Origin of the sequence: Clostridium sp. ATCC BAA-442 (assembly GCF_964239415.1) — a bacterium.
Taxonomy (GTDB): Bacteria; Bacillota; Clostridia; order Oscillospirales; family Oscillospiraceae; genus Flavonifractor; species Flavonifractor plautii.
Map to the genome: position 1 here is coordinate 45148 of NZ_CAXSQB010000017.1, position 18619 is coordinate 63766.

Sequence of the window (18619 nt, forward strand, 5' to 3'; positions counted from 1 at the left end):
CGGCCGTGTCCTCCTCTTTATTCCAGGGGGAAGGTCTCTCCCAGAAGGGTGACCGAGGCCAGCTCGTCCAGCGCCGCGGGCGTCTCGAAGCTCCACAGCCCGAGGTTCAACCCGTCCTCCGCGCCCGCGCTCATCATGCCCATGGGCACTCCGGTCCGGACGCCGTTCTTATCGGTGGCCCACACCACGAACCAACTCTTGTCCCCGCCCCGGTAGTAGACGGCAATATTCATGCCCGACACCTCGATGCGCTCCACATAGAAGCCGTCCTCCAGGGTGCGGCCCACCAGGATCACCCTCTGCTCCGCCGGCTCCAGCTCCACAGGGAGGCTCCACTCCCCCTCGATGGCCGCCTCGGGGCCGCGGTAGGCCCCGTAGACCCGGATGGAGGCCATGTCCGCCACGTCGTCCGGCGCAACGCCGCCGATGACGTAGTCCATGCCGCCGTCCACCGCTGTACGCTCCAGCGTGGAGCCCATCTGCTCCCCCGCCGCGTCATAGGGCACTGCCAGCAGCCAGCCCGCGTCAAAGCCCTCGGCCATGGCCAGGCGGATGTGGAAGCGCCCCTGGCCGTCAAAGCCCATGGAGCTGATGGTGAAATCCGCGGTGTCGGGGCTGGTCTGGGGGGTCTGACCGGGGGAGAGCACCACGGCCCCCTCCCCCGTGGTGTCGGTGTCCAGCGCGCGGGCCTCGGCCGGAGGCTGGAAGCGGGCGTCCTGGATATAGCGCTCGCCGGGGTCGACGCCGGTGAGCTCCAGCGTCACGGCCTGGCTGGTGTCCAGGCCCTTCGCGCTGGCCTCCAGCAGCAGGGTGCGGCTCCCGGCGTCGTAAGAGACCACCTGGCTGCCGCCGCTTCCGGTAAGGCCCTCGCCGTCCACCTCTAACCGTCCAGAAACGTGGGTGTGACCGTTGAGCCGGTCGCCCGTCTCGTCGGTGAGGGTGTAGTACACTCGGGCGGTATAGCCGTCGCTGACCGCCTTCACCAGCTCCAGCCGGAGGCCCTGGCCGGACGTCTCCCCCTCCACCTCTGAGGCAAAGGGGGCGTAGGGCCCCAGCCGGGCCTCCAGCGCGTCCCACAGGGTGGGGCCCGCCGCCACGGCGGTGACGCAGAGGGCAGCGCACAGAGCCAGGGCCGCGGGGCCGCCGGGTCGGCGCTCCCTTCTCCAGCAGTCGGTTGAGCCGCTCCACCGCCGCCGGACTGGGCCTCAGCCCGTCCATCTCCCGCCTATAGTCGTTCTGAAACATCGCCGTCCTCCTTCAAATACCGCCGCAGCAGCGCCCTGGCCCGGAACAGCCGGGACTTGACCGCCCCCTCGCTTTTGCCCAGGACGGCGGCGATCTCCGCCACACTCAGCTCCTCATAGTAGTACAGATGCACCGCCGTCCGGTACTTAGCGGGCAGGGCCAGTACCGCCTCCACCACGCCGCCCTCCCCGGGCGGCTCCGGCGCGGGCAGCCCATCGTCCAGCGGCCCCTCCCTCCGCCGCCACGGGGCGCGGAGCACATCGGCGGCGCAGCACGCGCCCACCCGCAGCAGCCAGGCCTTGGCGTGCTCCTCGTCCCGGAACTCCGGCCTGGCCCGGAGCAGGCGGACAAAGACCTCCTGCATCACGTCCTCCGCGTCCGCCCGGGAGCCGGTGCGGGCGTAGGCCAGCCGGTAGAGCATCCCGGCGTACCGCTCCGCCAGAGCCGCCGGTTCCCGCCAGCGTTCCTCCATGGGCCTCCCTCCTTTCTGCCTTTAACACGGCGCGGACGGCCGTTTGGTTTCGCATCCGCGCAAAAAAAGACGGATTTCCCCCATGGGAAATCCGTCTGCCCATATGCAGGCCTCTCCTTACCGTTTTTCCTCCGCCGGGGCGGGCGGCCACAAGGGCCGCCCCTACATTGCTGCTGCCCGCTCCACCGGCGCGGCGCACATACTGCCAGTACGGAAAAAGCGTGGGTCTGTCCCCGCCCGTCACACCCCCGCGGGCTCCCCGGCGGCGGCGCGGAACACCGCCTCCACGTCGGCCCGCTCGGCGTGGCCCTCGTGAACCTTCACGCCGTCCACATAGTAGCAGGGGACATAGTAGTAGTCAAAGGTATCGGCATAGGCGGGCTCGGCCGCCTCGTCCACCATTCGGAGGGGGATGTCCCGCCACGCGGGATGCTCCTCCAGCAGCTCCTCCTGGAGCCGGAGGGCCAGCTTGCAGTGGGGACAGTTGTTCAGAAGAAACAGGGTGATCTCTTTCATTTGCGCACCTCAAATTCCACGTCGATGTCGCCCCCGCACACCATGCCCAGCTCGGCCGCGCCGGGGGTCAGATCATAGTGTCTCCGCACCGGGCCGCCCCCATGCGCCCACAGGGCCTTTGCCTCCTGGACGGCCAGGTGCTCCACCGCGCCGCCGCCGATGGTGCCCAGCACCGAGCCGTCGGGCCGCACCAGCATCCAGGTGCCCACGTTTCTCGGGGCGGAACCCCGCTTGGCGGTGATGGTGCACAGCACGCCCGGCTCCCCCGCCGCCGGGGGCGCGGCCGCCGGCCCCCGGCGGGCCCGCTCCTGCACCAGCTCGGCGGCGATGGACACGGCGATCTCCGCCGGGGTCTGGGCCCCGATGGACAGGCCGATGGGGCTGTGCACCCCGTCCAGGATTTCCCGGGCAATGCCCGCCGCCTCCAGGGCGGCCTTCACCGCCGCCACCTTGGTTCTGCTGCCGATCATGCCCGCATAGGCGTACTTCCCCCGGAGCACGTGCTCCAGGCAGTCCCGGTCGTGGGCGTGGCCCCGGGTGAGAATCACGTAGTAGTCGCTCTCCCGGCTGCCCAGGGCGTCCAGCGCCTCCAAAAAGGGGGCGCACACCACCTGGCCGGCCATGGAAAACCGCTCCCGGCTGGCAAACTCCGGCCGGTCGTCGATGACCACCAGCTCAAACTCCAGCCGCCGGGCGATGTGGGCCACCTCCAGGGACACGTGGCCGCCGCCGCAGAGGATCAGACGCTCCATAGACCCGCCCTCCTTCCAAAGTATAAAAGCCCCTCCAGCACGCCGCCGCCGATGGCACGGGCCTTGTCGGAGACGGTGAAGCAGTGCTCCGCCCGGCACCGGGGGTCGATGTCCCCCGCCTTCATGCCCGCCGTGACGGCCAGCCCGGCGGGGAGCATCCCCCGCACCACGCCGGTGAGCTGGGCGCAGGCCGTCCGGCCCGCCACCCGGGCCACCGGCTGGCCCTCCTCCACCCGCTGGCCGATGGCGGCCAGCGGCTCGAACGCCCCGTCCGCCGGGGCGCGGATGATGCGCTGGGTGGTGTAGCCCCCCACGTCGCCGGGGACGCCGGTGTTGGGGGCGGCGCTCCCCTGGGTGAGCAGGCGGCCCAGATTGTGCCCCCGCATGGTCTCCACCACGCCGTGGCAATCCACCCCGGCGGTGAAGCCGGGTCCCAGGGCCAGCACCACCGGCGCGTCGGTGATGGCCGTGCCCAGGTTGCGCTTGGCCAGGATGGCGTCCACCACCCCGTCAAAGGACAGCTCCCTCAAAATGGCCGCCTCCGGATCGCAGAGCACGGGAACCTCCCCCCGCTCCAGCGCCCGGCGGGCCGCCCCGGCGTCCTCCGCCCGGCGGGCGGAGATCCCCTCCACCTGGGCCGCGCCGTCGTACATGCACTGGGAGAAGGCCACCGTCCGCCGCACCGCCGTGGGCTGGGCCACCTCCGTCATGACCACCTTTATGCCCGCCCGGTACAGCCGCACCGCCGTGCCGGTGGCCAGATCTCCCGCTCCCTTGATCAGAACCAGCATAATCCGCCCCGCTCCTCCTCCCGATAGTAGGTAATGGCGCTGTGAATGCCCCGCTCCGCCAGCCGTCCGGCCACCGCCTGGGCGTGGGCCGCCCGCTCGGGGGTGTCCGCCTTGTTGAGCACACAGCGGAAGGCCATGGCCTCCCCCATACCCTTCCGCCCCCCCTGGGGGCTGGCCAGCAGAAGGGCTACGTCCTCGGGGGTGAGCACGTGCTCCGCCCCCGCGCCCAGCAGGGCGCACACCCGCTCAGGCCGGTGGCAGACCGCCCCCACGGCCTGTCCCACCGCGTCCATGCCCGCCACGGCGGCCACGGCGTCGGCGCAGGGGGGGATCACGGGCTCGTACTCCGCCGGGGCCTTGAGGGGCAGGCGCTTGGCCCCGTCGGCCTCCACCAGTACCACATCGGCTGCCCGGCGCAGCTCCTCCGGAGTTCCCGCGCCGGAGAGCTTGTCCCCCCGGAAGACCGTCCCCACGGTGACCACCCCGTGCTCTTCCAGGGCGGCCCGCAGGCGCTCCGGCGTCGGCTCCTCCACCAGGGGCAGGCCGGGGTGGCGCAGAATGTGGGTGGTGGTGGTGACCACCACCGTCCGCCCGCTGTCCGCCGCCTGCCGGGCCAGGGCATACAGGGTGGAGGTCTTGCCCCCCGCCCCCACCAGGGCCACCATCCGGTGGCGGGCCATGTCCAGGCCCAACTGCTCCCAGATGCCCATGCTCAGCCCCCCGACAGGTGCTCGATGAGGATCTTCACACCAATGGCAATGAGCACCAGCCCCCCCGTCAGCTCGGCCCGCCGCTGGAACAGGCAGCCCAGGCGGCGGCCCACCAGGCCGCCGGTCACCGACAGGGCAAAGGCCACCACGCCGATGACCGCCGCAGAGGCCAGAATATGGACGCTCATAAAGGCCATGGACACCCCAACGGCCAGGGCGTCGATGCTGGTGGCAATGGCCAGCACGCACAGCCGCCGGGCGGACAGGTCGGGGGGCGCCTCGTCCTCCTCCCCGCAGCCCCGGCGCAGGGACTCCCACGCCATCTTGCCGCCGATGACGGCCAGCAGGCCGAAGGCTACCCAGTGGTCCACCGCCTCGATGTACTGGCTGACGCTGCTGCCCAGCAGCCAGCCCAGAAGGGGCATAAGAAATTGAAACGTGCCGAACCACAAACCCATCTTAACGGCCTGCCGGGGACCGAAGCCGGGGATGGAGATGCCGCTGGACACGGACACCGCGAAGGCGTCCAGCGCCAGGCTCACGGCAATCAGGAAAATCTCAACCAAACCAATCACCTGTCTGCAAAATATTGTTAGGAGAGTGAAATTTATTATAGCATACCTTCCATGGATATGCTATAACAATTAGAGATATGAAGGCACAACATGGGAGGGCTTTATGGAACACGAGGAGTACATGCGCCAGGCGCTGGAGCTGGCCAGGCTGGCCATGGCGGAGGGAGAGGTGCCGGTGGGCTGCGTCATTGTGAGGGACGGCGCGGTGGTAGGGCGGGGCCGCAACCGGCGGGAGACCGCCCAGACCGCACTGGGCCACGCGGAGCTCGAGGCCATTGCCCAGGCCTGCCGCACCCTGGGGGGGTGGCGGCTGGCCGGATGCGCCCTCTACGTCACCCTGGAGCCCTGCCCCATGTGCGCCGGGGCCATCGTCAACGCCCGCATCCCTGCCGTATACTACGGGGCGAAGGATGACAAGGCGGGCTGCTGCGGGTCGGTGCTCAACCTCTTTGAGGAGCGCTTCAACCACCACCCCCGCATCTACGGCCGGGTGCTGGAGGCGGAGTGCGCCGCTCTGCTCCAGGAATTTTTTCAATCTTTGCGCTGATTTAACGCTTTTTTAACAAGGCGTGCTCGATTTTGTAACAACCCCCTGGTAGTATAACACTTGCAAGAGACAGAGCTTCTTTTCATTCTATCCTCCAATCATGTGACGGGCAGCGGGTGAGCACCGCTCCCCGCCTCATTTTACCGGCGCTTTACATAAAAAGCGAATTATTTAAAGGTTCTGTAACACATTCCGATTTATTCGTTAACATCTTTCGGGTATTATAATACTCGCAAGAGACAGTTTCTTTTCATTTCATTGTATCCTCTTTCCTTCGATAAGGCCGGACGTCAGGAGCAGACGTCCGGCCCTTGTCGTTATTTGCGCATAAAGCAGCGGCCCCCTGCGGCCGGGGGAACTGAATTCCCCGGCCGGCGCGCCTCCGGCGCGTCCCGCCTCCGGCGCGTCCCGCCTGCGGCGGGTCCCTCCGCGCCAAGCAGCCGGGAAAGCGGGTAAACATCCGTGGCTTACCGCTCCTCCCGGAAATACGCCAGGCCCAAACTGGCCGGCGGCTGCTTGTCGCGGTTGTTGCGCATGGAGGTAAAGACCAGCACGATCACGGTGACCACATAGGGCAGGATCTTGTAGATCTGGTCGGGAATGAGGTCGATGGGCATGCGCAGGTAGAGAATGAGCAGGCCGCCGAAGAGGATGGAACCCCAGATGGCCCGGTAGGGGCTCCACAGGCAGAAGATCACCAGGGCGACGGCCAGCCAGCCCACGCCGGAGAGGCCCTCGTGGTTCCAAACGCCGCCCACCACGGTCATGATATACACCATGCCGCCGATGGCCGAGATGCCGCCGCCGATGACGGTGGCCAGATACTTGCAGCGGGTGACGCTGATGCCGGCGGCATCGGCGGTGGCGGGGGACTCGCCCACCGCGCGCAGGTAGAGGCCGGAGCGGCTGCGGTGGAGGTACAGGCCCATGGCCACTGCCATGGCGATGCCCAGATAGGTGAAGATGCTGTGGCTGAAGAGCAGCCTGCCCACCACCGGCAGCTCCTGGAGGAAGACCGGGAAGGGCGAGCCGTTGAAGGCCCCCTTCAGGGTGTTGCTGACGGCCACGTAGGTGCCCTCCCGCACCCGCATAAATTCACCGATGTACTGGCCCACGCCGGTGCCGAAGATGGTGAGGGCCAGGCCGGTGACGTTCTGGTTGGCCCGGAGGGTGATGGTGAGGAAGCTGAAGAGCAGGGCAGCCAGCGCGCCGGCCAGGAAGGAGGCGGCGATGGCGATGACCACCGCCAGGGGGGCGGACACCGCCGCGCCCGCCAGCTTCTCATAGTAGAACGCCGCGCCCAGGCCCAGGGCGCCGCCCATGAACATCATGCCCTCGACGCCCAGGTTCAGGTTGCCCGACTTCTCGGTGAGGATTTCGCCGCTGGTGCCGTAGAGCAGGGGCGTGCCGTAGAGGACGGCGGCCGTGATCAGGTTGAGCAGAAAGGTCATTTCGCCGCCTCCTTCCTCTTGTGGCGCTCCTCCGCGCCGCGGAAGACCAGCTTATAGTTGATGAAGAACTCGCACCCCAGCATGAAGAAGAGGAGCACGCCGGTGATGACGTCGGAGAGGGACGTGGGGATACCCATCTGGGTGTTGAGGGTGTCCGCGCCCTTCTGGAGGATGGCCAGCAGGGCGGATATGCCCACCATGGCGAAGGGGTTGAGCTGGGCCAGCCAGGCCACGGTGATGGCGGTGAAGCCCGCCCCGGCGGCCACGCCGGAGTACAGAGTGTTGTTGGCGCCGGAGACCAGCAGGAAGCCCACCACGCCTGCGATGGCGCCGGAGAGGAACATGGTGCGCATGATGACCCAGCCCACGTTCATGCCCGCGTACCGGGCGGTGTTCTCGCTCTCGCCGATGACGGCGATCTCATAGCCGTGCTTGGTGTATTTCATGTAGAGGAACATGAACACCGTCAGGGCCAGCACCACGACCCAGCCGCAGTACACGCCGGCCACCCGGGGCAGGCAGGCGTTGGAGGCGAACTGCTCAATCTGCTGGCTGCCCCGGGGGATCTTCTCCCATGGGCCGCCCTGGAGCCACTTTACCACGCCGATGATGATGTAGTTCATCATCAGGGTGAACAGAGTCTCGTTGGTCCCCCAGCGGGCCTTGAAGAAGGCGGGCACCAGCGCCCACAGGCCGCCGCCGATGGCGCCGGCGGCGCACATGAGGAGCAGCAGGGGCACCTGGGGGATGGAGCCGGCCCAGAAGAGGGCGAAATAGGTGGCGCACATGGCGCCGGCGGTGATCTGTCCCTCGGCGCCGATGTTCCAGAAGCGCATCTTGAAGCAGGGGGCAATGGCCAGGGCGGTCCCCAGCAGGGGGATGAAGTTCTTCACGGTCTGCCGGATGCCGGAGGTCTTGCCCAGGGCGCCCTCCACGATGATGGCGTAGCCCTGGATGGGGTTGTTGCCCGAGAGCAGGATCACCAGGCCGCCCACCACCAGGGCCAGCAGGATGGCCGCGATGCGGATGCCCCACTGGCCCGCGCCGGCCATGCCGTCCCGCTTGGCCAGGCGGATCAGGGGTGTTTTGCCGCTGCTATGCACGCTCGCCCGCCTCCTTTCCGCCGCCCACGTGGGTCATGTAGAGGCCCACCTCTTCCTTTGTGGTATTCCGGCCGTCCACGATGCCGGAGACCTTGCCGCCGCAGAGCACCAGGATCCGGTCGCACAGCTCCAGCAGCACGTCCAGATCCTCCCCCACCAGGAGCACGGCCACGCCCTTCATCTTCTGCTGGTTGAGCAAGCCGTAGATGGTGTAGGACGAGTTGATGTCCAGGCCCCGGACGGGGTAGGCGGTCATAAGCACGGTGGGGGTGGAGTCGATCTCCCGGCCCACCAGCACCTTCTGCACGTTGCCGCCGGAGAGCCGGCGCACCGGAGTGCCGACGCCGGGGGTGACGATCTCCAGCTCGTCAATCAGCCGCTGGGCCAGCGCCCGGGGGGCCTTGCGGTCCACGAAGGGGCCCTTGTGCTCCCGGTAGGTCTTGAGCATCATGTTGTCCACCATGTCCATGCCCGCCACCAGGCCCATGCCCAGGCGGTCCTCCGGCACGAAGGCCAGGGACACGCCCACACGGCGGATCTGCATGGGGGTCTTGCCCACCAGCTCCTCGCCGTCCCGGTCCACGGGGACGTGGTAGCCGGCGATGTCGCTGTTGGGGTGGGGCGGGTAATAGAGCACGCTGCCCGCCTCCGCGGCCTGGAGGCCGGCGATGGCCTCCAGCAGCTCCTTCTGGCCGGAGCCGGCGATGCCCGCAATGCCCAGGATTTCGCCGCCGAAGGCCTGGAAGGACACGTCATCCAGGGTCTTGATCCCCTCGTGATCCCGGCAGGTCAGGCCCTTGACCTCCAGGCGGAGATCCCGGTACTTGGCCTCCGGCCGGTCGATGTTCAGGCTCACCGCCCGGCCCACCATCATCTCGGTGAGCTTCTGGGGGTCGGTGTCGGCTGTGTGGACGGTGCCGATGTACTTGCCCTTGCGGAGGACGGCCACCCGGTCGGAGAGGGCCATGACCTCGTGGAGCTTGTGGGTGATGATCACGATGGCCTTGCCGTCGGCGCGCATGTTGCGCAGGACGGCGAAGAGCTTTTCCGTCTCCTGGGGGGTAAGGACGGCGGTGGGCTCATCCAGAATCAGGATGTCCGCCCCCCGGTAGAGCACCTTGAGGATCTCCACCGTCTGCTTCTCCGACACCGACATGTCGTAGACCTTTTTGCCGGGATCGATGTCAAAGCCGTACTTTTCGCTGATCTCCTTCACCCGGCGGGCGGCGGCCCGGAGATCGAAGGCCCCCTTCCCCTCCAGGCCCAGGACAATGTTCTCCGCCGCGGTGAACACGTCCACCAGCTTGAAGTGCTGGTGGATCATGCCGATACCCAGGGCGTAGGCGTCCTTGGGGGAGCGGATGGTGACCTCCCTCCCGCCCACGCAGATGTGTCCCTCGTCTGGGAAGTAGATGCCGGAGATCATGTTCATCAGGGTGGTCTTTCCGCTGCCGTTCTCCCCCAGCAGGGAGAGAATCTCGCCGCGCCGGACCTCCAGATCAATTCCGTCGTTGGCCACGACGCGGCCAAACCGCTTGGTGATCCCCTTGAGCTGGATCGCGCTGACCTGTTCCAAACCCAGCCTCCTTTCCCGGCCCCCGCGGGGCCGAAGCGTTCTCTTCTCTCGCACTCGCTGTTCCTCGCGGCAAAGGCCCCCGGCGCGGTCGCGGGGGAGAAATCCGGGGCCGGCCCGCCTGGGCCGCCCCCGCCTTTGCTTCCGGTTTGATCTTTTGTTTACTCCTCGGTGATGCCGTCGATGACGTAGCAGAACTGAGGCGCGGACAGGCCGCCCTCCTGGCTCAGGTCGGATTCGGGGAAGAACTCGCCCTCCCCGATGCTCCACACCTCGCCGTCAGGATTCTGGGCCGGGTGGCCGGACAGGGGGCCGGCGAACACGTGCAGGCCGCCCGCCAGATCGGCCTCCGCCTTTTCCAGCGCCTCCTCAGTGCCGGGGGCGGCAATGGCGGTGTTCAGCTCGGTCAGCTTGACGGAGCCATCGGCGTAGCCGGCAGTCCAGTCCTGGTCAAAGCTCTCACCGTTGGCCACGGCGGAGATGGCATAGACGAAATAGGGCGTCCAGTCCACGCGGCAGGAGATGAGGCTGGCCTCGGGGGCCACGCCGGTCATGTCGTTGTTGTAGCCGCAGTGGAACACGCCGGCGTCCTGGGCGGAGGTGGCGGGGGTGGTGTTGTCGGAGTGCTGGGAGATGAGCACGCAGCCCTCATCGGCCAGGGCGGAGGCGGCGGCGGCCTCCTGGGGCGCGTCGGACCAGGAGTTGACGTACTTGACCTTCATGGTGACAGAGGGACACACGCTCTTGGCGCCCTGGTAGAAGGCGGTGTAGCCGGAAACCACCTCAGCAAAGGGGAAAGCGGCCACGTAGCCAATGACAGCCTCCTCGGCGGTGATGGTGCCCTCGTCGATCATCTGCTGCAGCTTCATGCCGCCGGCCACGCCGGCCAGGTAGCGGCCCTCGTAGATGTTGGCGAAGGCGTTGTGGGTGTTGTCCAGATCGTCCACGGCAGAGGCCTGGTTGGTACAGGAGATGAACTCGATTTCGGGGTAGTCGGGGGCCACCTTCAGCATAAAGGGCTCGAAGCCGTAGGAGTTGTTGATGATAATATCACATCCATCCTCGGCCAGCTCGATGTTGGCGTCCTCGCAGCCGGAGTCCTCCAGGATATTTTTCTTGTAGCTCCACTCCACGGTAATGCCCTGCTCGGCCAACTGGGCGGTGGCCTCCTCCACGGCCTTCATAAAGTTATAGGTATAACCCTGGTCGTTCTCGTCGCCGATGCAGACCATGCCCACCTTGACGGTTTTACCCTCGGCGGAGGGCTCACCAGTGCCGTCAGTCACCGGGGTGGTCTCCCCGCCGGCCGGGGTGTTGGCGGAGCCCTCGTCCCCGCTGTTGCCGCAGGCGGCCAGTCCAACAGACATAGCGCCCGCCAGGAGCAGTGCAAGCAGTCTCTTTTTCATCGTTTAAGTTCCTCCTTAATTGCGTCTCTCAATCAATCGGGTCCTCTATTCAAAACGGCTGCCTGAACACGGGGGCACTCCCCCCTGCTCACCGACGGGCGCCATACGCGCCGAACGCCAAAATCATCCGCTCATCACGGAGGGACGTCCTCCGCCTGCGGCAGCCGGTCTTGCTGTGTAAGACAGGAGCCCGGAGGCTCCCCGACGAACCGTAAGACCTCGGTTCATCCGGCGGAGGCGCCCGCCTCCGCTTTTCTCTTCGCTTTCTTTCCTCCGCCCTCCCGGCGGGCGGCCACAAGGGCCGCCCCTACGGGATGCGGCGGCTGGAGCTGTGGGCTCAGCAGAACTCCACGCCGCCCTCCACGCTCATGGCTTTGATGCGGGCCAGGGACTCCACCCGGACTCCCATGCCGCGGATCAAATCGCCGCCGGGCTGGAAGGCCTTCTCCACACAGATGCCCGCACCCACCAGGGTGGCGCCGGCATCCTGCACCAGGTTGATGAGGCCCTGCAGGGCCGAGCCGTTGGCTAAAAAGTCGTCGATGAGCAGTACCCGGTCCTCGGGGTGCAGAAACTCCTTGGACACGATGATGTCGTACACCTTGCCGTGGGTAAAGGACTCCACCTTGGAGGTGTAGACATCGCCGGCGATGTTGCGGGTCTTGTTCTTCTTGGCAAAGATCACCGGACAATCAAAAAACTGCGCGGTTACACATGCGATCCCGATCCCCGATGCCTCGATGGTCAAAATCTTGGTAACCCCGCAGTCCCCAAACAAGCGCAGGAACTCCTTGCCCATTTCCTGGAACAGCTTCACGTCCATCTGATGATTCAGAAAGCTGTCCACCTTCAGCACGCCGCCTTCACGGATTTTTCCGTGGGTCCGAATGCGCTCCTCCAGCAGTTTCATTATGTCCCTCTCCTTACTCCACAAGAAAAAGTTATTTCTATTGTATCGAATTTGACAGACAACTGCAACTGCCTATATTCTATCAAAAAAGATCGCTTTCGTCACGTGTTTTTAGAAATTTTGTACGGAGGTTCTCCCCGCCTTCCGGTTTTTTCATTGTGCTTTTGCGCCGGGTTTGGTACAATGCTGTTGATCGCTTTTGAGCAAGGAGGTTTATTGTTATGAAACACCGTTTCTGTGCGGCAGCCCTGGCCGCCGTTTTGCTTTTGAGCGCCGCACCCCTCTCCCCCGCAGCCAGCGCCGCATTTTCCGACGCGGAGGGCACCTGGGCCGCAGAGGTCATCGAAAAGGCGGAGGGCTATGGCCTGATGAACGGCTACCCCGACGGCACCTTCGGCGTGGGGAAGGAGCTCACACGGGGCGAGTTTGTGGCCGTGCTCTGCCGCATGTTCGGCTGGGATGCCGCCTCCCCGGGCGCGCCCTCGTTTTCCGACTGCCCCGCCTCTCACTGGGCCTACTCCTATGTGGAGACCGCCCTGGCCCACGGCGTGATGGATGCCGGCGGCGCCTTCCGTCCGGAGGACTATATCAGCCGGGAGGAGATGGCGGTCATGCTGGTGCGGGCCCTGGGCTACGGCACGCTGGCCCAGTCCCTGTCCGGGCTGGAGCTGCCCTTTGACGACATCACGGACAACCGGGGGTACATCGCCATCGCCTACGACATCGGCATGATCACCGGCGTGGCCGGGGCGGGCGGCCAGCTCAAGTTCCTGCCCCGCGACTCCGCCACCCGGGAGGAGGCCGCCGCCATGCTGGTGCGGGTGTACGAGCGGTACACCTCCAAGCTGGACTGGCTCCACGGCTTTTACGCCTTCTCCTCCTATTCCCAGATTGATCTCACCGCCTCCATGGACGCGGTGAGCGTAGGCTGGGCCCGGATGGAGTACGACCCCGCCGCCGGGCCCGTCCTCAACTCCTCCCGCACCAACGGCAACGACTGGGTGCGCCCCGACGACCCCACCCCCGCCACCGATTACTGGGATGCCCGCAGCCTCCCCTACAACTTAAATGTATATGCCTCAGCGGGCGATTCCATCCCCCTCCCCGACGGCACCACCACCTCCACGGTGGCGGCGGTGACCGGAACGCCCGAGGTCCGGGCCCAGGCCGTGGCCGCCCTGGCGGCCGCCAGCGCGGACTACGCGGGCCTGACCATCGACTTTGAGGGCCTGAAGGGGGATACCATAAAACTGAATTATGTAACCTTTCTAAAAGAGCTGGATGCCGTCCTGCCCCAGGGGAAAACCCTCTATGTCTGCGTCCAGCCCGACACCTGGTACACCGGCTTTGACTACCGGGGCATTGGCGAGGCCGCCGACAAGGTGATCCTCATGGCCCACGACTACCAGTGGACCTCCGTCCCCGACTCCTATGTAGGCACTACCAACACCGACTCCCCCGTCACCCCCTTCGCCAGCGTGTACGAGGCTCTGCGTGATCTTACCGACCCGGCCACCGGCGTGGCCGACCGGAGCAAGCTGGCCCTGCAGATCTCCTTTGGCTCGGCGGGCTTCCACGTGGACGGAGAGGACCGCCTGCTGGAGACCACTATCTACCACCCCGCTCCCTCCACCCTGGCCCTGCGCCTGGCCCAGCCCGACACTCAGGTGGTCTACTCGGAGGAATTCCGCAATCCCTGCGCCCTCTACACCACCGAGGACGGCAGCCGTTACAAGGTCTGGTACGAGAACGAGCAAAGCGTGCTGGACAAGGTGGCGCTGGCCCGGATGTTCGGCATCACAGGAGTCTCCCTGTGGCGCATCGGCAACATTCCGGCGGACGGTACCTACGACGTGTGGAGCGCCCTGCTGACCCAGCGCTGACCCGCTTACCATCTACTTAGGAAGTGAAACGGATGACCAACCGCAAGGAACTGCTGCGCGAATTCCTGCTGATGAACCTGGGCACCCTGCTGGTGTCGGTGGGGGTCTACTTTTTCAAATTTCCCAACCATTTTTCCATGGGCGGCGTGTCCGGCCTGGCGGTGCTGCTGGGAAAGCTGCTGCCCCAGCTCTCCCCCTCTACCTTCAACACCATCATCAATGTGCTCTTTTTGGTGCTGGGCTTTGTAATGCTCAACAGGGGCTTCGGCGCCCGGACGGTCTACTGTTCCATTCTCTCCGCCGGGCTCATTCAGCTCTTTGAGTGGGCGTTTCCCATGGACCGTCCTCTCACCGACCAACTCATGCTGGAGCTGTTCTTCGCGGTGATCCTCCCCGCCCTGGGCTCCGCCATCCTTTTCAACATAGACGCCTCCTCCGGCGGCACCGATATCGCCGCCATGATTCTCAAAAAATACACCGGCCTGGACGTAGGGCGTGCCCTGCTCCTCTCCGACGTGGTCATCGCGGCGGCCGCCCTCTTTGTCTTTGACATCACGGCGGGACTGTGCTCCCTGCTGGGCCTGGCCCTCAAGTCGGTGCTGGTGGATAGCGCCATCGAGTCCTTCAACCGGCGCAAGGCCTTTTTCGTCATCTCCTACGACCCAGAGCATGTGTGCGACTATATTACCCATACCCTGGGCCGGGGCGCCACCGTATGGCAGGCCCAGGGCGCTTATACCCACGCAGAGCACCACGTGGTGCTCACCGTCCTCACCAGGGGGCAGGCCGTGCTTCTGCGCCGCTACCTGAAAAAGATTGATCCCCATGCTTTTCTGATTGTAGCCAACTCCAGTGAAATCTTTGGAAAGGGCTTCTTACAGCCCTGATTCTCCGCCCGCCCGGACCTAAATGCCGGGCGGGCTTTTTTGCTGTGCAGGAGCAGAGCAAAATTAGCCCTGTGCCGCTTAACAGCGCCACGGCCATGGGATGACAGCGCGTGGGTCGGTACGGCCCACATACGCAACCACTTCATGCGCCTGAGCCTTTGCGTCGTTTCGCGGTACGCCCTGTGCGCACGAAGCTTTCTGTCATTTTGGAAAATATTTCCCAATCGACGGCATTCGGCTTTTTTTGCGCCAAAATATGGTAATATATGGTTAGTCAATATTCTACCGCAAAGGAGGCTTTCCGATGTCCTTACTGCGTCGAAAAGGACTGTTTGAGAGCACCAAAGTGCTGTTTCTCCCCATTGCCGCCATTTCCCCCAATCCGGACCAGCCCCGCACCTGCTTTTCCCGGGAGGGCCTGGAGGAGCTGGCCGCCAGCATTCAGGAGCTCGGCGTACTCCAGCCTCTGTCCGTCCGCCGGTCCAAGAACGGCGGCTACGAGCTGATTTCCGGGGAGCGCCGCCTGCGGGCCTCCCGCATGGCCGGTCTCACCGAGGTGCCCTGCATTCTGGTCAGCGTGGACAGCCAGGGCTCTTCTTTGCTGGCCCTGGTGGAGAACCTTCAGCGGCGGGATCTCAACTTTGTGGAGGAGGCCACCGCTCTGGCCAAGCTGATCGAGACCTACCATCTGTCTCAGGAGGAGGCGGCCCGCCGCATCGGCAAGTCCCAGTCGGCGGTGGCCAACAAGCTGCGCCTGCTCCGCCTCCCGCCTGATGTCCTCACCCTGCTGCGGGAGCGCGGCTGCACCGAGCGCCACGCCCGGGCGCTGCTCCGCCTGGAGGAGCCGGAGCTCCAGCGCACGGCCGCCCGGCATGTGGTAGAGCAGGGGCTTACTGTGGCCCGGACGGAGGAGTATGTGGAAACCCTGCTTCATCCGGCAGACAAGCCCGCCCGAAAAAAACCAACCTTTGTAATTAAGGATGTGCGGCTGTTTCTCAACACCGTGACCCGGGGACTGTCCATGATGAAGAGCGCGGGCGTACAGGCCAACTGCAAGCGCCAGGAGACGGAGGACTCCATCTTGCTGACCATCACTATTCCCAAGTAGAGGCGCGCCGTACGCGGAGGCCATGGCGGTTTTTCTGAAAGGATGGGGCTGTTTCACGTGAAACAGCTCCATCCTCTTTTTTTCCTGTTTCACGTGAAACAGTGCGAATTTCAGTTGAATTACGTCTACCGCCGCTATATAATAGAACCTGACCCTTTGCAACGACCCAAAAAGGCAGGTGTGCTATGGCAAAGACCATTGCAATTGTGAATCAAAAGGGCGGCGTGGGAAAGACTACCACCTGTGTCAACCTGGCGGCGGCTCTGAAAAACCAGGGCTGCCGGGTGCTGGTGTGCGATTTTGACCCCCAGGCCAACACCACTTCCGGCTTCGGCGTAGACAAGACCACCTCGCCCAACATCTATGACGTGCTTCTCAACGGGACGGAGACCGCCAAGGCCATCTCCTCCACCTCCTACGGCGATGTGCTCCCCTCCAACAAGGCGCTGGCGGGGGCCACCATTGAGATGATCGCCCTGGAGCAGCGGGAGTACCGACTGAAAAACGCCTTGGAGCAGGTGGCGGAACACTATGACTACATCTTCATTGACTGTCCCCCCTCTCTGGAACTGCTGACCCTGAACGCCCTGTGCGCAGCGGATACCGTGCTGGTACCGGTGCAATGTGAGTACTACGCCCTGGAGGGGCTCAGCGACCTTCTCTCCACCATTCGCATTGTCAAGCGATCCCTCAACCCCAAAATTGCCCTGGAGGGGGTGGTACTCACCATGTACGACGGCCGTACCAATCTCTCCATGCAGGTGGCGGAGGAGGTCAAACGCCACTTCCCCGGCCAGGTGTACGCCACGGTGATCCCCCGTAACGTCCGCCTGTCCGAGGCTCCCAGCTTTGGCAAGCCGGTGTCCGCCTATGACGCCCTCTCCCGGGGCGCGGAGGCCTACGATGCCCTGGCCCAGGAGCTGCTGGAGCACAATCAATACGCCGTCACCCGTGTGGAAAGGAAGGATTGACCTATGGCATTGGAACGCGGCCTGGGCAAGGGCCTGGGCGCACTGCTGGGGGACGCTGCCCTCCAGTCCCAGGAGGGGGGCTCCCTCTCCCTCCCCATCTCCCAGGTGGAACCGGGGCTCAAGCAGCCCCGGAAGCGGTTTGACGAGGAAAGCCTTCAGGATTTGGCCGACTCCATCCGCATCCACGGGATCATTCAACCCCTCACCGTCCGCCGGCTCTCGTCGGGCTATTACCAGATCATCGCCGGGGAGCGCCGCTGGCGGGCCGCCAAGCTGGCGGGCCTGAGCGAAATCCCCGCCGTCATCATCGAGGCCGACGACCGCAAGGTGATGGAGCTCGGCCTCATTGAGAACCTCCAACGGGAGGATCTAAACCCAATTGAAGAGGCCAACGGCTACAAGGTGCTCATGAGCGAATACGGTCTCACCCAGGAGGAGGTGGCCCAGCGGGTGGGCAAGTCCCGCCCCGCCGTTGCCAACGCCCTGCGGCTGCTGACCCTTCCCGACCCGGTACACCTGCTGCTGGAGGAGGGCAAGCTCTCCGCCGGCCACGCCAGGGCCATCCTGGCCGTGCCCAGCGGGGAGCTACAGAAAAAGCTGGCGCAGAAGGTCATTGCGGAGGAGCTCTCCGTCCGACAGACCGAAGCTCTGGCCAAGCGGTTGGCTGCGGAACCCAGAGAAGCTGCGGAGCCCAAGTCCGCCGCCGGCCCTGACCTGTCCATTTATCTGCGGGAGGCGGAAAAGACCCTGGCTACCCGCTTTGGCCGCAAGGTTCACATCATCAACGGCCGGAAAAAGGGAAAAATCGAGCTGGAATACTACAATCCAGAGGACTTAAACACTCTGCTAGAGCTGCTGGAACAACTTCCCTCCGCCGGGAAAGGAGGGGTTTCCCTTTGAGCACCGATTCCGACAAGCAGGAGCGCAGCCGCCTCCAGCACGAGGCGGAGCATGAGCGGCCGCACAAGCGCAGCTCGGTGCTGCTCTACCTGGTCATCCTCTTTGCAGCGGCTTTTCTCCTGCTGCTGATGTCCTACTTTATGCAGCAGCGGGCCAACCAGGAGGCCATGGACAAGCTGGAGCAGACCTCCGACTCGGCCACCCAGTCCCTGGAAAACATTCTCCAGGAAAACGAAACCCTCAAGGTGGAAAACGAGGCCCTGAGCCAGCAGGTGGCCCAGCTCCAGGAGGCGCTGGAGGACGCAGAAAGCGCCTCCGACGACGAAGCCGCCCTGGTGCAGTTGGAGGCGCTCTGCTATTTGAACCAAATTCGCGCCCTATACAACGACGGGCGCTACTCCGATGCCCGGGATGCGGCGGCCGCCGCCGAGGCCGCTCTGGCTGGAGCGGGCGGCATGGAGGGGGTACTGGGTACGGTGGCCGATGGTCTCACCGACCAGCAGCGACAGGACTACAACCCCCTGGAGGCCTATCAGTCCCTTGTGGAGTGGCTGGGCTGATTGTTTCACGTGAAACGGCGTCGGGGCAAAGTCCGCTCCATTTCATCCGGCGCACAGCGCCGGATAGCCATTCCGCTCCCTTGCCCCTCCGCTTCCCCACGCGCCCCGCTCCGCTGGGCTCCCGTGGGGGCCCCATCTACACAAAGTCCGCTCCATTCCATCCGGTGCACAGCGCCGGATAGCCATTTCGCTCCCTTGCCCCTCCGCTTCCCCACGCGACCCGCTCCGCGCTTTTCTCTCCCCTGTAGGGGGGGGGGGG

At 65.2% G+C, this 18619-nt stretch carries 19 protein-coding genes; 7 read left to right on the top strand and 12 right to left on the bottom strand.

Annotated elements, in window-relative coordinates:
• Positions 1 to 17: 17 nt before the first annotated feature.
• From ACESY8_RS09270 to ACESY8_RS09300, 7 genes are all read right to left on the bottom strand, one after another.
• Positions 18 to 1097 carry a hypothetical protein gene (locus ACESY8_RS09270; RefSeq protein WP_498794715.1) on the bottom strand — a complete coding sequence of 360 codons (1080 nt, stop codon included), beginning with the start codon at positions 1095 to 1097 and terminating at the stop codon, positions 18 to 20.
• A gap of 128 nt (positions 1098 to 1225) precedes the next feature.
• Positions 1226 to 1717, bottom strand: a complete 492-nt coding sequence (locus ACESY8_RS09275; protein WP_054339296.1) for an RNA polymerase sigma factor — start codon at positions 1715 to 1717, stop codon at positions 1226 to 1228.
• Between the two features lie 240 nt (positions 1718 to 1957).
• On the bottom strand, positions 1958 to 2233 hold the full coding sequence (locus tag ACESY8_RS09280) for a hypothetical protein (RefSeq protein ID WP_007490457.1): 276 nt from the start codon (positions 2231 to 2233) through the stop codon (positions 1958 to 1960).
• Positions 2230 to 2985, bottom strand: a complete 756-nt coding sequence (locus ACESY8_RS09285) for an XdhC family protein (RefSeq protein WP_204682106.1) — start codon at positions 2983 to 2985, stop codon at positions 2230 to 2232. Before ACESY8_RS09285 ends, ACESY8_RS09280 begins: the two co-directional genes overlap by 4 nt.
• Positions 2973 to 3776, bottom strand: coding sequence for a selenium-dependent molybdenum cofactor biosynthesis protein YqeB (gene yqeB / locus ACESY8_RS09290; RefSeq protein ID WP_204682104.1), 804 nt, complete (start codon positions 3774 to 3776; stop codon positions 2973 to 2975). Before yqeB ends, ACESY8_RS09285 begins: the two co-directional genes overlap by 13 nt.
• On the bottom strand, positions 3764 to 4486 hold the full coding sequence (yqeC, locus tag ACESY8_RS09295) for a selenium cofactor biosynthesis protein YqeC (protein ID WP_009260514.1): 723 nt from the start codon (positions 4484 to 4486) through the stop codon (positions 3764 to 3766). The genes yqeB and yqeC overlap by 13 nt, the downstream gene beginning before the upstream one ends.
• Before the next feature lie 2 nt (positions 4487 to 4488).
• Complete coding sequence (locus tag ACESY8_RS09300; protein ID WP_044939312.1) at positions 4489 to 5058, bottom strand: manganese efflux pump MntP; 570 nt, start codon at positions 5056 to 5058, stop codon at positions 4489 to 4491.
• Between the two features lie 106 nt (positions 5059 to 5164).
• Between ACESY8_RS09300 and ACESY8_RS09305 the strand changes: the two genes are divergently transcribed.
• On the top strand, positions 5165 to 5608 hold the full coding sequence (locus ACESY8_RS09305) for a nucleoside deaminase (RefSeq protein WP_009260516.1): 444 nt from the start codon (positions 5165 to 5167) through the stop codon (positions 5606 to 5608).
• Positions 5609 to 6075: 467 nt separating this feature from the next.
• Here ACESY8_RS09305 and ACESY8_RS09310 read toward each other — a convergent pair whose 3' ends face one another.
• The 5 genes from ACESY8_RS09310 to ACESY8_RS09330 all read right to left on the bottom strand — a co-directional run bounded on the left by ACESY8_RS09310 (position 6076) and on the right by ACESY8_RS09330 (position 12051).
• The gene (locus ACESY8_RS09310; RefSeq protein ID WP_007493019.1) at positions 6076 to 7059 is read right to left on the bottom strand and encodes an ABC transporter permease; all 984 of its coding nucleotides are present in this window, start codon (positions 7057 to 7059) and stop codon (positions 6076 to 6078) included.
• Positions 7056 to 8162, bottom strand: a complete 1107-nt coding sequence (locus tag ACESY8_RS09315; protein ID WP_434307832.1) for an ABC transporter permease — start codon at positions 8160 to 8162, stop codon at positions 7056 to 7058. The genes ACESY8_RS09310 and ACESY8_RS09315 overlap by 4 nt, the downstream gene beginning before the upstream one ends.
• The gene (locus ACESY8_RS09320) at positions 8155 to 9738 is read right to left on the bottom strand and encodes an ABC transporter ATP-binding protein (protein ID WP_054339323.1); all 1584 of its coding nucleotides are present in this window, start codon (positions 9736 to 9738) and stop codon (positions 8155 to 8157) included. Before ACESY8_RS09320 ends, ACESY8_RS09315 begins: the two co-directional genes overlap by 8 nt.
• A gap of 158 nt (positions 9739 to 9896) precedes the next feature.
• Positions 9897 to 11141: a BMP family ABC transporter substrate-binding protein gene (locus tag ACESY8_RS09325; RefSeq protein WP_007493026.1), complete on the bottom strand. Its 1245-nt coding sequence runs from the start codon at positions 11139 to 11141 to the stop codon at positions 9897 to 9899.
• Positions 11142 to 11478: 337 nt separating this feature from the next.
• Positions 11479 to 12051: a xanthine phosphoribosyltransferase gene (locus ACESY8_RS09330; RefSeq protein WP_007493028.1), complete on the bottom strand. Its 573-nt coding sequence runs from the start codon at positions 12049 to 12051 to the stop codon at positions 11479 to 11481.
• 221 nt (positions 12052 to 12272) lie between these two features.
• Between ACESY8_RS09330 and ACESY8_RS09335 the strand changes: the two genes are divergently transcribed.
• The 6 genes from ACESY8_RS09335 (at position 12273) to ACESY8_RS09360 (ending at position 18360) form a co-directional block, all read left to right on the top strand.
• Entirely contained in the window at positions 12273 to 13934 is a 1662-nt protein-coding gene (locus tag ACESY8_RS09335; RefSeq protein WP_055180282.1) for an S-layer homology domain-containing protein, read from the top strand.
• Between the two features lie 32 nt (positions 13935 to 13966).
• Positions 13967 to 14821: a YitT family protein gene (locus ACESY8_RS09340; protein ID WP_007493034.1), complete on the top strand. Its 855-nt coding sequence runs from the start codon at positions 13967 to 13969 to the stop codon at positions 14819 to 14821.
• 304 nt (positions 14822 to 15125) lie between these two features.
• Positions 15126 to 15929 (top strand): ParB/RepB/Spo0J family partition protein, encoded by an 804-nt coding sequence (locus ACESY8_RS09345; RefSeq protein WP_055180280.1) that lies wholly within the window; start codon positions 15126 to 15128, stop codon positions 15927 to 15929.
• Positions 15930 to 16114: 185 nt separating this feature from the next.
• Positions 16115 to 16900 (top strand): ParA family protein, encoded by a 786-nt coding sequence (locus ACESY8_RS09350; RefSeq protein WP_009260523.1) that lies wholly within the window; start codon positions 16115 to 16117, stop codon positions 16898 to 16900.
• 3 nt (positions 16901 to 16903) lie between these two features.
• A complete protein-coding gene (locus ACESY8_RS09355; RefSeq protein ID WP_021632587.1) occupies positions 16904 to 17800 on the top strand; it encodes a ParB/RepB/Spo0J family partition protein in 897 nt (298 codons plus the stop codon).
• Positions 17797 to 18360 (top strand): hypothetical protein, encoded by a 564-nt coding sequence (locus ACESY8_RS09360; protein WP_054339322.1) that lies wholly within the window; start codon positions 17797 to 17799, stop codon positions 18358 to 18360. The genes ACESY8_RS09355 and ACESY8_RS09360 overlap by 4 nt, the downstream gene beginning before the upstream one ends.
• Positions 18361 to 18619: the final 259 nt, after the last annotated feature.

Coding starts and splice junctions, on each gene's coding strand:
- ACESY8_RS09325 (WP_007493026.1), bottom strand. CDS start 11,141: ATGAAAAAGAGACTGCTTGCACTGCTCCTGGCGGGCGCTATGTCTGTT.
- ACESY8_RS09340 (WP_007493034.1), top strand. CDS start 13,967: ATGACCAACCGCAAGGAACTGCTGCGCGAATTCCTGCTGATGAACCTG.
- ACESY8_RS09355 (WP_021632587.1), top strand. CDS start 16,904: ATGGCATTGGAACGCGGCCTGGGCAAGGGCCTGGGCGCACTGCTGGGG.
- yqeB (WP_204682104.1), bottom strand. CDS start 3,776: ATGCTGGTTCTGATCAAGGGAGCGGGAGATCTGGCCACCGGCACGGCG.
- ACESY8_RS09305 (WP_009260516.1), top strand. CDS start 5,165: ATGGAACACGAGGAGTACATGCGCCAGGCGCTGGAGCTGGCCAGGCTG.
- ACESY8_RS09345 (WP_055180280.1), top strand. CDS start 15,126: ATGTCCTTACTGCGTCGAAAAGGACTGTTTGAGAGCACCAAAGTGCTG.
- ACESY8_RS09350 (WP_009260523.1), top strand. CDS start 16,115: ATGGCAAAGACCATTGCAATTGTGAATCAAAAGGGCGGCGTGGGAAAG.
- ACESY8_RS09335 (WP_055180282.1), top strand. CDS start 12,273: ATGAAACACCGTTTCTGTGCGGCAGCCCTGGCCGCCGTTTTGCTTTTG.
- ACESY8_RS09310 (WP_007493019.1), bottom strand. CDS start 7,059: ATGACCTTTCTGCTCAACCTGATCACGGCCGCCGTCCTCTACGGCACG.
- ACESY8_RS09330 (WP_007493028.1), bottom strand. CDS start 12,051: ATGAAACTGCTGGAGGAGCGCATTCGGACCCACGGAAAAATCCGTGAA.
- ACESY8_RS09280 (WP_007490457.1), bottom strand. CDS start 2,233: ATGAAAGAGATCACCCTGTTTCTTCTGAACAACTGTCCCCACTGCAAG.
- ACESY8_RS09275 (WP_054339296.1), bottom strand. CDS start 1,717: ATGGAGGAACGCTGGCGGGAACCGGCGGCTCTGGCGGAGCGGTACGCC.
- ACESY8_RS09285 (WP_204682106.1), bottom strand. CDS start 2,985: ATGGAGCGTCTGATCCTCTGCGGCGGCGGCCACGTGTCCCTGGAGGTG.
- yqeC (WP_009260514.1), bottom strand. CDS start 4,486: ATGGGCATCTGGGAGCAGTTGGGCCTGGACATGGCCCGCCACCGGATG.